The sequence below is a fragment of the Corallococcus sp. CA041A genome, from assembly GCF_003612075.1.
Classification (GTDB): Bacteria; Myxococcota; Myxococcia; order Myxococcales; family Myxococcaceae; genus Corallococcus; species Corallococcus exiguus.
In genome coordinates this window covers 1-13,374 of the sequence record NZ_RAWF01000081.1, presented here as the reverse complement: position 1 = coordinate 13,374, position 13,374 = coordinate 1, and the positions used below count along the sequence as shown (strand labels likewise).

The 13,374-nt window shown below is 69.6% G+C and carries 12 protein-coding genes; 9 read left to right on the top strand and 3 right to left on the bottom strand.

What is annotated here, in order from left to right:
• Positions 1-98: 98 nt before the first annotated feature.
• From D7V77_RS16555 to D7V77_RS16535, 5 genes are all read left to right on the top strand, one after another.
• Positions 99-893, top strand: a complete 795-nt coding sequence (locus D7V77_RS16555; RefSeq protein ID WP_120577258.1) for a thymidylate synthase — start codon at positions 99-101, stop codon at positions 891-893.
• Positions 890-1,378, top strand: coding sequence for a dihydrofolate reductase (locus tag D7V77_RS16550; protein ID WP_120577257.1), 489 nt, complete (start codon positions 890-892; stop codon positions 1,376-1,378). The genes D7V77_RS16555 and D7V77_RS16550 overlap by 4 nt, the downstream gene beginning before the upstream one ends.
• 63 nt (positions 1,379-1,441) lie before the next feature.
• Positions 1,442-1,669, top strand: coding sequence for a hypothetical protein (locus D7V77_RS16545; protein ID WP_120577256.1), 228 nt, complete (start codon positions 1,442-1,444; stop codon positions 1,667-1,669).
• Between the two features lie 129 nt (positions 1,670-1,798).
• Positions 1,799-3,679: an FTR1 family protein gene (locus D7V77_RS16540; protein ID WP_120577255.1), complete on the top strand. Its 1,881-nt coding sequence runs from the start codon at positions 1,799-1,801 to the stop codon at positions 3,677-3,679.
• 12 nt (positions 3,680-3,691) lie between these two features.
• A complete protein-coding gene (locus D7V77_RS16535) occupies positions 3,692-4,438 on the top strand; it encodes a GlsB/YeaQ/YmgE family stress response membrane protein (protein ID WP_147452079.1) in 747 nt (248 codons plus the stop codon).
• Here the strand turns inward: D7V77_RS16535 and D7V77_RS16530 are convergent, their stop codons facing one another.
• Positions 4,439-5,965 carry an MBL fold metallo-hydrolase gene (locus D7V77_RS16530; protein ID WP_120577253.1) on the bottom strand — a complete coding sequence of 509 codons (1,527 nt, stop codon included), beginning with the start codon at positions 5,963-5,965 and terminating at the stop codon, positions 4,439-4,441.
• Between the two features lie 17 nt (positions 5,966-5,982).
• Positions 5,983-7,281 carry an HD domain-containing protein gene (locus D7V77_RS16525; RefSeq protein ID WP_120577252.1) on the bottom strand — a complete coding sequence of 433 codons (1,299 nt, stop codon included), beginning with the start codon at positions 7,279-7,281 and terminating at the stop codon, positions 5,983-5,985.
• Between the two features lie 168 nt (positions 7,282-7,449).
• Between D7V77_RS16525 and D7V77_RS16520 the strand changes: the two genes are divergently transcribed.
• The 3 genes from D7V77_RS16520 to D7V77_RS16510 are packed head-to-tail and all read left to right on the top strand — an operon-like array spanning position 7,450 to position 10,489.
• The gene (locus D7V77_RS16520) at positions 7,450-8,550 is read left to right on the top strand and encodes an ATP-grasp domain-containing protein (RefSeq protein ID WP_120577251.1); all 1,101 of its coding nucleotides are present in this window, start codon (positions 7,450-7,452) and stop codon (positions 8,548-8,550) included.
• Positions 8,489-8,917 carry a GNAT family N-acetyltransferase gene (locus D7V77_RS16515; protein ID WP_233597048.1) on the top strand — a complete coding sequence of 143 codons (429 nt, stop codon included), beginning with the start codon at positions 8,489-8,491 and terminating at the stop codon, positions 8,915-8,917. The genes D7V77_RS16520 and D7V77_RS16515 overlap by 62 nt, the downstream gene beginning before the upstream one ends.
• A gap of 42 nt (positions 8,918-8,959) precedes the next feature.
• Entirely contained in the window at positions 8,960-10,489 is a 1,530-nt protein-coding gene (locus D7V77_RS16510; protein WP_233597041.1) for a transglutaminase family protein, read from the top strand.
• Positions 10,490-10,515: 26 nt separating this feature from the next.
• Here the strand turns inward: D7V77_RS16510 and D7V77_RS16505 are convergent, their stop codons facing one another.
• Positions 10,516-12,606, bottom strand: a complete 2,091-nt coding sequence (locus D7V77_RS16505; protein ID WP_120577249.1) for a thioredoxin domain-containing protein — start codon at positions 12,604-12,606, stop codon at positions 10,516-10,518.
• A gap of 161 nt (positions 12,607-12,767) precedes the next feature.
• Between D7V77_RS16505 and D7V77_RS16500 the strand changes: the two genes are divergently transcribed.
• On the top strand, positions 12,768-13,374 hold a 607-nt coding region (locus D7V77_RS16500), incomplete at its 3' end, for a glycosyltransferase family 39 protein (RefSeq protein ID WP_147452078.1).

Sequence of the window (13,374 nt, the reverse complement as noted above, 5' to 3'; positions counted from 1 at the left end):
CCCTTGTTTAACGATGCGACACGGTGACGCCGTGCGCGGGTGGACAGCGGCCGATATTTTGCTCGCCTGCCCGAGCCCACCTAGGGAAAAAGGGGCCCATGCAGCCTTACCTGAGTCTGATGGAGCACGTCCTGAAGCATGGGACGAAGAAGGGCGACCGGACCGGCACGGGGACGCTGAGCCTCTTCGGCCACCAGCTCCGCTTCGACCTCACCCAGGGTTTCCCCCTGGTGACGACGAAGAAGCTCCACGTGAAGTCCATCATCCATGAGCTCCTGTGGATGCTCCGGGGTGACTCCAACGTGCGCTCGCTCCAGGAGGTGGGAGTCACCATCTGGGACGAGTGGGCCACCGCGGACGGCAGCCTGGGCCCCGTGTACGGACACCAGTGGCGCTCCTGGAACACGCCGGACGGCGGCCACGTGGATCAGATGCAGCAGCTGGTGGACGGGCTGAAGAAGAACCCGGACTCGCGCCGGCACCTGGTGAGCGCGTGGAACGTGGCGGACGTGCCCTCCATGAAGCTGCCGCCCTGCCACGTGATGTTCCAGTTCTACGTGGCCGACGGGAAGCTCTCCTGCCAGCTCTACCAGCGCAGCGCGGACATCTTCCTGGGGCTGCCCTTCAACATCGCGTCGTACTCGCTGCTCACGATGATGGTGGCGCAGGCCACGGGGCTCACCGCGCACGAGTTCATCCACACCCTCGGTGACGCGCACCTGTACCTGAACCACGTGGAGCAGGCGCAGGAGCAGCTGAAGCGCGAACCGCGCCCCCTGCCGCGCATGCGCCTGAACCCGGACGTGAAGGACCTGTTCGCCTTCCGCTACGAGGACTTCACGCTGGAAGGCTACGACCCGCACCCCGCCATCAAGGCGCCCGTGGCCGTATGAGCCCGCGCATCTCCGCCATCGTCGCCATGGCAGCGAACCGCGTCATCGGTCAGGGCAACACCCTGCCCTGGCGCCTGCCGCCGGACCTGGCCCGCTTCAAGCGCCTCACCATGGGCCACACCCTGGTCATGGGTCGCAAGACGTACGACTCCATCGGACGTCCCCTGCCCGGCCGAACCACCGTGGTCCTCACCCGCCAGCGCGACTGGGCCGCTCCGGCAGGTGTCCGCGTGGCCCACTCCGTGGACGAAGCCCTGGAGCATGCGCGCGGAGACAGCGAGGTCTTCATCGCGGGCGGCGCGGACATCTACGCGCAGACGCAAGCGCTGTGGCAGCGGATCTACCTCACCCGCATCGAACGGGACGTCCCCGGCGACGCCTTCTTCCCATCCGTGGACCTCGGCAGATGGAGGTTGGAGGAGGAGGAACGGCACCCGGAGGGCGACCTGCCCTTCGGTTTCTTCACCTACGAGCTTCAGGGCTAGCCCTTATTCCTGGCGTTCTCTGGCTGACTTACCGTGCGGGTTCCTCTCACCGAAGGAGCGTGCATGCGTCGTCGTCTGATTCGTGGACTGGGGCTGTTCGCGGCGCTGGGCCTGGCGGGCTGTGGCGGCCCCATCGAGGAAGGCACGGCCGCGGAGCTGGGGGCGCAGGAGCAGGAGCTGCGGCTCTGCCCGGACAGCGGAATCTGTCCCGCCGGTGAGGTCTGCTACTTCGGCCCGGGCGGCGCCTGCTATCCGTGCCGGCAGTACCCGCAGTACTGCGAGCTCGATTAGCGCTGAGTCGTCCCCGGGAACACCCCGGGTGTTGACCCGAGTGCCCCCCTCGGTTCCTGAGGGGGGTCTCATAAATTGATCTTGATTCGCAGAATTGAACACCCGTGACGTGGTTGGTAGAAGACGGCCGTGAAACACGCCGCCTCCCTCACGTTGTGCCTGCTGCTCGCGCTGTCCTCTTCTGCCCGGGCTGAAGCTCCGGCTACCGACGAGGGGCGCACCTGGCACCGGCTGGTGGGCATCCTCCAGTACCTCCAGGCGGACTATCCGGCGGCGGTGTCGTCGCAGTCGGAGTTCGAGCTGACGGAGCAGAAGAGCTTCGCGGCGGAGGCACTGTCAGCGGCGAAGGACCTGGGCCCGGCGGCGGCCACGTTCGTGCCCCGCGTGGAGGCCATCCAGGCGCGCGTCAACGAGGCGAAGGACCCGGAGGGCGTGAGCCGCGACTGCGGTGAGCTGGTGGAGAGCCTGGTGCTGGCGGGTGGCCTGGCGCGCAGCCCTCGCGTGGCGCCGGACCTGGAGCACGGCAAGAAGCTCTTCCAGGCCAACTGCACGGCGTGCCACGGCGTGGAGGGCAAGGCGGACGTGGCCATCGCGGCCAACATGGAGCCTCGGCCGGCGAACTTCCACGACCCGGAGCTGATGGAGGACGGGCTCACGCCGTACAAGGCATTCAACACCACCAGCTTCGGCGTGCCCGGCACGGCGATGCCGGCCTTCCCCACGCTCACCGAGGACGACCGCTGGTCGCTGGCCTTCTTCGTCTTCACCCTGCGCCAGCCGCCGTGCCAGGGCGAGCCGCCCAACGTGTCGCTGGAGCGGCTGGCCACGTCCACGGACGCGGAGCTGGCGAAGACGTTCGGCGCGGACAAGGTGGCGTGCCTGCGCCAGAACATGCCGGACGCGGACGAGGAGAAGGTGCTGCTCAACGCGCGCGCGGCGGTGGGCCACGCGATGCGCATGGGCGCGGAGGGCGACTACGTGGGCGCGAAGAACGCGCTCCTGGACGCGTACCTCAACGGCCTGGAGCCGGTGGAGCCCAAGCTGCGCGGGCGCGATCCGGAGCTCACCCAGAAGCTGGAAGAGGCCTTCATGCAGGCGCGGCTCGCCGCGGAGCGCAAGAGCCCGCACCTGCAGGACGAGGGGCGTGAGCTGCTGTCGCTGTTGGACCAGGCGCGAAAGACGACCGGGAGCACCACGGACTTGCTGTCCGTGGCATGGCTGACGCTGCTCATCCTGCTGCGCGAAGGCTTCGAGGCGACCATCATCGTCACGGCGCTGCTGGCCGCGCTGAAGAAGATGAAGGCCATGGACCAGGTGCGCGTGGTGCACGCAGGCTGGGTGTCCGCGCTCATCGCGGGTGCCCTCGCGTACATCGTGGGCCGCAAGCTGCTGGCGGGCGCGCAGCGCGAGTGGCTGGAGGGAATTACCGCGCTGGTGGCGGTGGGCATGCTGCTGTACGCGGCGCTGTGGCTCAACGCGCGCGCCAACGTGAGCCACTTCATGGGCGAGCTGCGCCAGAAGATGCAGGGCGCGCTGGGCCGGGGCAGCACGGTGGGCCTGTTCGTCATCGCGTTCACGTCCGTGCTGCGTGAGAGCTTCGAGACGGCCATCTTCCTCCAGGGCCTGGCGGTGGACTCCGCGGCGGGCGTGGTCTGGGGCGTGGTGGGCGGCATCGTGGCCCTGGCGGTGCTGGTGCTCTTCATCAACCGCATGGGCTACCGGCTGCCCATGAAGACGCTCTTCAACCTCTCCACGGTGGTGATGGTGGTGACGGCGGTGATGCTGCTGGGCAAGGGCATCCACTCGTTGCAGGAGGTAGGCGCGCTGCCGCTGGTGCCGGTGCGCTTCATCTACGTGGACATGCTGGGCCTGTATCCGGATGCGCTGTCATTGGTGCCGCAGGCGCTGCTGGCCGTGGCGCCGCTCGTCTACCGGGCCCTGCGCCGCCGCCCTCGCGAGGAGACGCCCACTTCCGGTGACAGCGCGACGCCGACGCAGCCCTTGCGGTAGCCTCAAGTCCTGGTGAAGCGCACACGTCTGTCCACACTTCTCGCCCTGCTGCTCGTGTCGGGCCTGGCCTCTGCCCAGGAGACCCCGGCCGAGCCGGCACGGGCTCCCGCCGGGAGCCTCACGCCCCCACCGCTGGTGGGCGCGCCGGACGCGGACGTGCCTCCGCCGCCGGACGTCACCCAGGGTGACGAGATCCCGACGCGCACCTCCGTTCCCTCCCAGGCGCTGCCTTCCGTGAAGTCCGCGCCGCCCGCCGCGAAGGACCCGGTGCCGCGCGTGGCGGTGGAGGTGCTGAGCGGCACGGCGGGCGGCGTCGTGGGCGCGACGGTGCTGGGCTCGGTTGGGTACCTGCTGGGGTCCGCCACGGTGGGCTGTGACGAGTGCCTGGTGATGGCCGTCGCGGGCGCCGCGGCGGGAGGCATCATCGGCATCCCGGTGGGCACGTACGCGGGCGGCCGGTTCATGGGCGGGCGCGGCCGAGTGGGCGCGACGGTGGCCGGGAGCATGGTGGGCTGGGGCGCGACGTTCCTGGCGCTCACGCTGGTGAACAGCGGAGGCACGGACGCACCGCCGGCCCTCAACGCCGCCCTCTTCATCCTGCCGGTGGTGGGCGCGAGCGCGGGCTTCGAGCTGTCCCACGCCAACGCCCTGCGCCAGGAGGCCGCGATGCAGACGGCCCCCGCTCCGGCCGTGCGCCTGATGCCCGTGGCCACCTACAGCAGCAAGGGCCCGCACCTGGGCCTGATGGGCAGCTTCTAGCTAAACCCCGACGCGGAACCAGGTGAAGGACTCTTCGCGCACGCGGCCCTCCGCCACCAGCTTCTCCAGCGAGGCCAGGGCGCTGCGCTCCGCCACCGGATGCAGCAGGGGCGGCGTGTCCGCGTAGGCCGTGGCCACCACCTCCGCGAGCGTCGCGCCCGTCGCGGGCACGGCCTCCAGGATGAGGGCCTCGCGCTGGGCGCGGTGACGCAGGTACTCGTTCAGCTTGCCCGGGCCGTCCGGCACCGGTGACCCGTGCGCGGGGTACAGCGTGGTGACGGGCCAGTCGCGCAGCCGCTTCAGCTGCGTGAGGTACTCCACCATGTTGCCTTCTGGCGGGTCGATGACGATGGAGCCCACGCTCGCCACCATGTCCCCCACGATGGCCGCCTTGCTGCGCGAGTCCACCAGGCACAGGTGCCCGCGCGCGTGCCCTGGCGTGTGCAGCACGTGCCAGCGCTGCACCATCGGCCCGTCCAGGTTCAGCACCTCGCCGTCTTCGAGCAGCCGCTCCACCGGGAAGTCCAACCGGTCCGCCGTGCGCGCATGGCACCAGAGCGGAATGCCCAGCCGCTCCTTCACCGCGAGCGCCCCGCCCACGTGGTCGCCGTGGTGGTGGGTGAGCACCACCGCCACCGGACGAGCGCCCTCCGCCTTCAGGCCCGCCACCAGCGACAGCAGCTTCGCGTACTGCTTCACGTCCGACGAGCCGGGGTCCACGATGAGCAGGTCGCCCGTGCCCAGCACGTACGCGTTGGTGTGCGTCGCGGGAGGCAGCGTGGGCGTCTCCAGCGCCACCACGCGCACGCCGCGCTGGAACTCGATGCGCTGGGCCACGTAGCCCGGGCAGTACGGCGGCGTGCTCAGCTTCGCGCGCGCGTCCGCTTCGTCCGTGAACTCCGACAGCACCTGCAACGCGTGCTGCGCGGGCGGATGCAGCAGCGCCGTGCCGTCGCTCCAGCGCGACAGCGCGTCCTCCGGGCGGATCCACTCGCCCTCCGTCAGCTCGCCCGGGATGATGCTCGCCGCCGAGCCCTCCGGCAGCTCCACCAGGTAGAAGCGCGTGTCGAAGCGCACCGGGATGGCCGGTGGCGTCACCCAGCGTCCCGCGGGCTTGAGGTCCTCCGCGCGCAGGGACAGCGTGTGGCGCGTCAGCCACTCGCTCCACTTCACCGTGCCCGCGAGCAGCCCCGCGCGCCCCTCCTCCAGCGCATCCGGAGACAGCTCACGCGCTCCTTCAGCCACCAGCACGCCCGCTTCCTCGAACAGCTCGCGCGCCGCCGCGGAGCGCAGCGCGGCCTCTTCGCCCTGGGCACCCTGCACGGGGACGTCGTGGTCGTCCTTGTCCAGCTTGCCGCCGGGGAAGGCATAGAAGCCGCCCGCGAAGGTGAGCGCTCGCTCGCGCTTCACCCAGAACACCTCCACGCTGGCGTGCATGCGCCGGTAGAGGATGACCACCGAGGAGGGCCGGGGCTCCACGGGGGTGTGGGGCGCGAAGAGGCCCATGCCGGGAAGGGGCTCGCTCATGGTTGCACCGTCGTCCTTCAGGATTGCGTCGTCTGGCCGAGCAGCCGGCCCATCATCTCGCGCGCCCGCTCCGCCTGGTCCGGCCGGACGTAGAGCCGCGTCAGTCGCACCGCGCCACTGTAGCGCTGGTAGAGCGGCGTGTAGCGCGCCACCTCCGTCAGCCGCCCCGTGGACACATCCAGGATGAACAACCCCGGGTTGCCGCCGGCCCCGGAGGACCCCACGTACTTGCTGAGCGCTCCCTTGGACAGCACGGTGTAGTGCTCGAAGCCGCCGCTGGTGAGCGCGCTGTTGAGCACCTCCAGGTCGTAGCCGGTGTCGCGCTCCGTGAACTGCGCCAGCAGCTTGAAGCCCTGGCGGCGGCTGATGCGCTCCGCCCACCGGTTCTTCGAACGGCGCAGCGTGTACCAGAGCGCCGCGTCGTCGCAGAGGAGGAAGGCCTCCGGGTCGTGGGGAATCTCGAACTCGCCGGGCGTCTCCTCGTAGTACCGGCGCAGCATGTGGTCGAAGTTCACCGACGTGTGGTGCAGGTACACCGACACGAACATGTGGTAGCGGCTGAGCAGGAAGTCCTCGAACGCGAACGCCGCCGCGCGCGACAGGGCCAGCACCGCGCGCCCGTCCTTCACCGCCGGGTTCAGGTTGGAGACGATCCAATCCATGTCATACCGGCCGTAGTTCACGCCCGTGTAGAACGAGTCGCGCAGCAGGTAGTCCATCCGGTCCGCGTCCAGCTCGCCGGAGACGATGGCGCGCAACAGCGGCGTCCAGTCCACGCCCTTGTACGTGAAGCCCGGATCCTTGGGAGGCTTCGCGCCCGTAATCAGCGCCACCGCCGCCATGGGGGTGATGCCGCGCGAGCCGAACTCCTTCTGGATGATCTCCGTCAGCGAGCTGTCCAGGAGCAGCTTCGCCGTGTAGTCCTCGTGGGTCGCCTGCTCCCCTTCCGCCACGGAGTCCAGCCAACCAGGCAGCCGCAGCAGCGACCGCCGGGGCGCGATGCGCTCGGAGGCGTGCGACAGGGGCATGTGCCCCAGGTCGTGGCAGAGGACCGCCAGGCGCACGGCGGTGCAGAAATGTTCACGCACATCGTCCGGCAGGTCGGAGCGGCTGGCCACGGCGTTGAAGACGCGCGAGGCGACGAACATGGCGCCCAGGCAGTGGGCATGGCGGGTGTGGGTGGCGCCGGGGAAGGCCATGTCCCCGAAGCCCAGCTGCCGGACGTAGCGAAGGCGTTGGTAGAAGCGACTGTCGATGACGGCCTTCTCCGGGTCGCTCACCGGGATGACGCCGTGGATGGGGTCGCGAATCCGCATGTCGTCCTTGTCGGGACCTGAAGCCGGGGGTGGCCGGTTTCCGCTCCGACGGGTCCACCCACCGTAGCGCATACCCTGGCAGGCGGTAGCCCTGTGAGGGACCGACCGGCCACCACGCCACAGGCTGGGAAGGTCCGTGGGGACGTGCTAACCCTCGGGGCACTCCGAATGCACATCATCCTGCTGCACAATCGTGACCACGACCTCCTCGAGGACGACCCCGGGCGCGAAGCCCGCGAGGACGTGGTCCGGGTGGCCGAGAGCCTGGCCCACGCGCTCAGCCGGGACGGCGTGGTCGCCGAGCCGCTCGCCATCGAAGGAGACAAGCTGGACTTCGTGGAGGCCCTGCGCTTCCTCCAGCCCGACCTCGTGGTGAACCTCTGCGAGTCGCTGGCCGCGGACAGCCGCGGAGAGATGGCCGTCCCCTGCCTGCTGGACGCGCTGGGCCTGCCGTACACCGGCTCGTCCGCCCTGTCGCTGGGGCTGGCGCTGCACAAGCCCAAGGCCAAGGACATCCTGCGCGCCCACGGCGTCTCCACCCCTGCCTCCTTCGTGGTGCGCAAGCGCGAGGACGCATTGGCGGTGGACCTGCCGTGGCCCCTCATCGTGAAGCCCGCGCGCGAGGACGCCAGCGTGGGCATGGACTTCGACTCCGTGGTGACGGAGCGCTCGGCGCTCGTGCGGGCGTGCGAGTCCGTGCTGCGCACCTTCCACCAGCCCGCGCTGGTGGAGCAGTTCATCCAGGGGCGGGAAATCTACGTGCCCCTGCTCGGCAACAGCCCGCGTCAGGCGCTGCCGCTCACGGAGATCCACTTCGGTCGCGCGTTCGACGACCGGCCGAACATCGTGTCGTACCGGGCCAAGTGGGAGGCGGAGTCACCGGAGTACCGGGACTCGCCCACGGGGCCCTGCCGGCTCGACGCAGTGCAGGAAGCGCGTTGCATCCAGACGGCGTTGGAAGCATTTGCAGCGCTGGATTGCCAGGACTATGGACGCGTGGACCTTCGGGTGTCGCCCGAGGGTGTGCCGTACGTCATCGACATCAACCCCAACTGCGACCTTCACCCGGGCGCGGGGTACGCGAAGGCGGCGCAGGCCGCCGGCATGGACTACGCGACCCTGGCCTCGCGACTCGTGGAGGTCGCTCTCGAAAGAGCCCATGGAAATCCGCACACTCGAAAGAAAGGACCGGGAACCGCTCGCCGCGTTGATCCGGCGAATCGAAACCTTCTCGCAGGAGGAGCAGGACTGCGCCATCGAGCTGGTTGACACCGCGCTCACCGCGGGCAACCGGGACTACTCCATCCTCGTGGCGGACCGCGGGCAGGACGGCGGCGGGCTGGTGGGCTACTGCTGCTACGGCCCCACGCCGATGACGGAGCACGCGTTCGACCTGTATTGGATTGCCTCCGCGCCGGAAGTCCGCGGCCAGGGCATTGGCGCGCAGCTGGTGTCCTCCATGGAGGGCGACCTGCGCCGCCGCAAGGCGCGGCTCATCCGCGTGGAGACGAGCGCCACGGAGGCCTACGGCCCCACACGCGGCTTCTACGCGTCCATGAAGTACGGCGAGGAAGCGCGCCTGCGCGACTTCTACAAGCAGGGTGACGACCTCATCATCCTGACCAAGCGCCTGTAGTCCCCCATCAGGAGCGAGCAGATGCCTTCCATGAACCGACCGATGCGACGCACCCGTCTGGGATTGTTGAGCCTGCTCGCCCTGCTGACAGGGGCGCCCTCCGCGGCCTGGGCCCAGGCCCCCGCACTGAAGAACCAGGTGAAGGCCGCGGCGGCCAAGGCGCAGGCGAAGACGTCCCAGGCCCCGCAGGCCCAGGAGCTCTCCGACGCGCTGAAGGCCCCGCGCCCCAAGGGCGGCGAGTACTTCGGCCTGTACCTGATGGACAAGAAGGTGGGTTGGTTCTTCACCGACCTGACGGTGCTGCCGGGCAACAAGGCGCAGAGCATCAACGAGCTCATCTTCAAGGCGCAGGTGGGCACGCGCGTGTCGGAGCGCGTGCACCGCGAGGTGCGCGTCTACGAAGCGAAGCCGGGCGGCAAGCTCCTGTCCTTCACCGTCACGCAGAAGGGCGACGGCGGGGACAACGAGCTGGTGGGCACGGTGACCGGTGACGCCTTGCGCGTGGTTCGCAAGCGCCCGGGGCAGCCGGATGAAGTGCTCAAGCCCATGCCGCTGCCGAAGGAGACGGTGGAGGACGCGGACCAGGCGCGCGTGGCGCTGCTGCGTGGCCAGAAGGTGGAGGGCTCGACGCTAGATGGCACGGACCTGGAGACCTACCGCACCGTCACCACGGTGGGTGCGCCCGAGGAGCAGATGCTGGGCGGCGTGAAGGTGAAGCTGTCGCGGGTGAGCACGCTGTCGGACAAGGAGAAGGTGCCGGTGGCGGCCTTCCTGACGACGGACGGCAAGATGGTGCGGGTGGACTTCGGCCAGACGATGCAGGCGCGGGCCGAGTCCGAGTCCGTGGCGAAGCGGATGGACCTGGTGGAGGTGTTCGGCCTCACGCGCGTGGTGCTGCCCAAGCCGCTGCCCGCGAAGGCGCGCGAGATTCCCGGACAGGTGAAGCTGGTGATGAAGAACCTGCCGGAGAAGTTCCAGCAGGACACGTACCGGCAGAAGTACCAGCGACTGCCGGACGGCCGCGTGGAGGTGACGCTGCTGGCGGCGCCGCCTTCGCCCAAGGGCCGCCTGGCCCGGCCGGTGGCGGACCCCGACAAGGGGGAGAACCTCAAGTCCACGCTCGCGGTGGAGGCGGATGCGCCGGCCATCAAGGCGCAGGCCAAGAGCATCATCCGCGAGGAGAAGGACGCGTACACGGCGGCGCGGATGTTGTCCGCGTGGGTGTACAGCAACCTGCAGAAGGACTACGGCGCTAGCGCGGACCGGGCCACGGACGTGTTACGCCAGAAGAAGGGCGACTGCACGGAGCACTCGCTGCTCACGGTGGCGATGCTGCGCGCGTCCGGCATCCCCGCGCGTCGCGTGGACGGCGTCATCTACATGGTGAACTCCGACGGCGTGCCCGCGCTGTACTGGCACGAGTGGGTGGAGGCCTTCGTGGGCGAGTGGACCCAGTTGGATCCGACCTTCAACCAGCCCGTCGCGGACGCCACGCACTTCTATGTGGGCTACGAGGGGAACGCGGAGATCACGCCCCTCATCGGTTCGCTCCAGGTCACGGACGTGAAGTAGTCGCGGCGCGCGTCCCCGTGGCCGCGTCAGTGGCCCGGGGCCGCCACCAGTCGCTCCGCGAGCAGGGCCTGTTCGGTGACGGGCCGCTCGCAGACGAAGCCGCGGCAGAGGTACGCGGCGCCCTTCCCTTCCACCGGGTCGCGTCCCTCGAAGAGTTCCTGGAGGCGCGCGGGCGGAGCGGAGCCCGTGTCGTTCCAGCCGAAGGAGAACACCGGCGCGTAGGTGCGGTTCGCGGCGGCCAGCAGCGGCGCCACGGCCTCGCGAGTCCCCGCGAAGGTGACGCCAGACGCGCCGTCCACCAGCGAGTCCGCGGCGAGCCCCAGGTGGCCATAGCCCATGGGGTTGCGCACCAGCTGATCATGCAGCTTGGCCACGTAGTGCTCCGGCTGGTCCAGGTGGCACACGTCACCGGTGAGCGCGGAGAGCGTCACCTGCGCCTCCGTCAGCGTGGACGCGCCTGACGGGAAGGCGTTGTCGAAGAGGGAGAAGGCCGCCACCACCAGGTCCTTCTGTCCCCGGGGCGCGGACAGGTACGCCTGCTTCTCCTCGTCCCAGAACAGCTCCACCGCGCGGTGCGCGAGTGCATCCGCCGCGTCCAGGTACTTCGCATCGAAGGTGGCCTGGTAGAGCGCGGTGAGCCCGGAGGCGAAGTCACCGTAGTCCTCCAGGAAGCCGTCGATGCGGCCCTGGCCATGCTGGTACGAGCGCAACAGCCGCTTGCCATCCCACATCTTCGCGAGCACGAAGTCCGCCGCGCCCGCCGCCAGCTTCGCCCAGTCCGGACGGTTGAACACGCGCGAGGCCAGCGCGAGCCCGCGGATCATCAGCCCGTTCCAGCCCGCCAGAATCTTGTCGTCGCGGCCCGGCTTCACGCGCTGCTCGCGCAGGAGGAAGAGGACACGGCGCGCTTCCGCCAGCTCCTTCTCCACCGCCTCCACGGGACGGCCCTGCTCCTTCGCGAGCTGCTCCACGGGGACGACGACCTCCAGCACCGTGGCGCCGTGCTCGAAGTTGCCTCCGGGCTTGATGCCGAAGTGGCGCAGCACCGTGTCCGACTGCTGGCCCACGGACAGGGCCGCGCGGACCTCCTCGGGATGCCAGACGAAGAACTTCCCCTCTTCGCCTTCGCTGTCCGCGTCCTGCGTGGCGTAGAAGCCGCCGTCCGGGTCGGTCATCTCGCGGCGGACGTACTCGACGGTCTCCTCCACGACCTTGCGCCAGAGCGGTCGTGACTCCACCTGCTCTGCCTCCGAGTACAGGTGCAGGAGCTGGGCGTTGTCGTAGAGCATCTTCTCGAAGTGGGGCACCAGCCAGCGCTCGTCCACGGAGTACCGGTGGAAGCCGCCGCCCAGCTGGTCGTAGATGCCGCCCAGGGCCATACGCTCCAGCGTGCGGAACACCGCGGCCTTGAGGGGCTCGCCGCCGCCGCGCCGCCACGCGCGCAGGAGCAGCGCCACGTTCATGGGGTTGGGGAACTTGGGGGCGCCGCCGAAGCCACCGTTCACCGGATCCATGCGTTTCAGCATGGACTGGCCCATGGCGACGATGTCCTCCGCGGACAGGTGCGCGGGAGCGGCGTCCAGTCCGTGGGTGGACAGTTCGCCCAGGCCCTCCTGGAAGCGCCGGGCTTGCTCCTCGATTTCGTCCGCCTTGTTCTCCCAGGCGTCGCGCAGCGCGGTGAGCAGGCGCGGGAAGCCGGGCCGGCCGTAGCGGTCCGAGGGGGGAAAGTAGGTGCCGCCGTAGAACGGGCGCAGGTCGGGAGTGAGGAACACGGTGAGGGGCCAGCCACCGCCCTGCCCCATGAGCTGCACGACGCCCTGGTAGATTTGATCCAGGTCGGGGCGCTCCTCGCGGTCGACCTTGATGTTGATGAAGCCCTCGTTCATCAGGCGCGCGATGTCCGGGTGCTCGAAGGACTCGTGGGCCATGACGTGGCACCAGTGGCACGCGGAGTAGCCCACGGAGAGCAGGATGGGCTTGTTCTCCGCGCGAGCGCGGGCCAGGGCTTCGTCCCCCCAGGGGTACCAGTCCACGGGATTCGTGGCGTGCTGGCGCAGGTACGGCGACGGCTCCTGGGCCAGACGGTTGGTATGAGCGGAGGGGGGATGGTCTGCCATGGGGTACTCCCGGTGTGCTGCGGCTGCGCGGCCCTTCACATTGTGAGCCTGGGTTCGCGGGGGCAAGCTGAAATGGTCTCACTCCCCGCTGGCCAACGGCCCTCCGGTGCGCTTTGTCCGGGGGCGTGCGTGCGTCCGCCCACTCCAGCCCCGGCCCGGGAATGAAGACGTGCCTCGTCCTGGTGGGGCTGGGCGTGGGGGTGCGGCTCGCGCTGGCGCTGGGAACGGACGTCTACTTCGACGAAACCTATTACTGGCAATGGGCCCGGCATCTCGCATGGGGATATTTCGACCATCCGCCGATGGTGGCGTGGCTCATCGCCGCGCTGGGCATCCGGGGGACGGCGCTCCTGTGCGGGCTGGGGACGGGCGTGGCGGTGTGGGGGCTGGCGCTGGACGTGTATCGGTCCAGGGACGCGGCCTGGCGCGCGCTGGCGCTATGGAGCGCGGTGCCGGTGGGCATCATCTCCGGAGTCTGGGCCACGCCGGATTCGCCCATGCTGCTGTTCTGGGCGCTGGGGTTGTGGGCCCTCTACCGCGAGAAGTGGGTGCTGGCGGGGCTGACGTGTGGGCTCGCGCTGCTGTCGAAGTATCCGTCCGTGCTGCTGGGCCTGGCGTTCATGGTCGCGGCGTTGAAGGCACGGCGGCTGCCGGCGGGAGCGTGGGTGACGGCGGGGCTTGGGTTGCTGTGCTTCCTGCCGGTGGTGTTGTGGAACGCGAGCCATGAGTGGGTGGGCTTCAAGTTTCAGCTGAACCACGGCCTGGGCG

Coding starts and splice junctions, on each gene's coding strand:
- D7V77_RS16525 (WP_120577252.1), bottom strand. CDS start 7,281: ATGCGGATTCGCGACCCCATCCACGGCGTCATCCCGGTGAGCGACCCG.
- D7V77_RS16555 (WP_120577258.1), top strand. CDS start 99: ATGCAGCCTTACCTGAGTCTGATGGAGCACGTCCTGAAGCATGGGACG.
- D7V77_RS16520 (WP_120577251.1), top strand. CDS start 7,450: ATGCACATCATCCTGCTGCACAATCGTGACCACGACCTCCTCGAGGAC.
- D7V77_RS16545 (WP_120577256.1), top strand. CDS start 1,442: ATGCGTCGTCGTCTGATTCGTGGACTGGGGCTGTTCGCGGCGCTGGGC.
- D7V77_RS16510 (WP_233597041.1), top strand. CDS start 8,960: ATGCGACGCACCCGTCTGGGATTGTTGAGCCTGCTCGCCCTGCTGACA.
- D7V77_RS16505 (WP_120577249.1), bottom strand. CDS start 12,606: ATGGCAGACCATCCCCCCTCCGCTCATACCAACCGTCTGGCCCAGGAG.
- D7V77_RS16550 (WP_120577257.1), top strand. CDS start 890: ATGAGCCCGCGCATCTCCGCCATCGTCGCCATGGCAGCGAACCGCGTC.
- D7V77_RS16530 (WP_120577253.1), bottom strand. CDS start 5,965: ATGAGCGAGCCCCTTCCCGGCATGGGCCTCTTCGCGCCCCACACCCCC.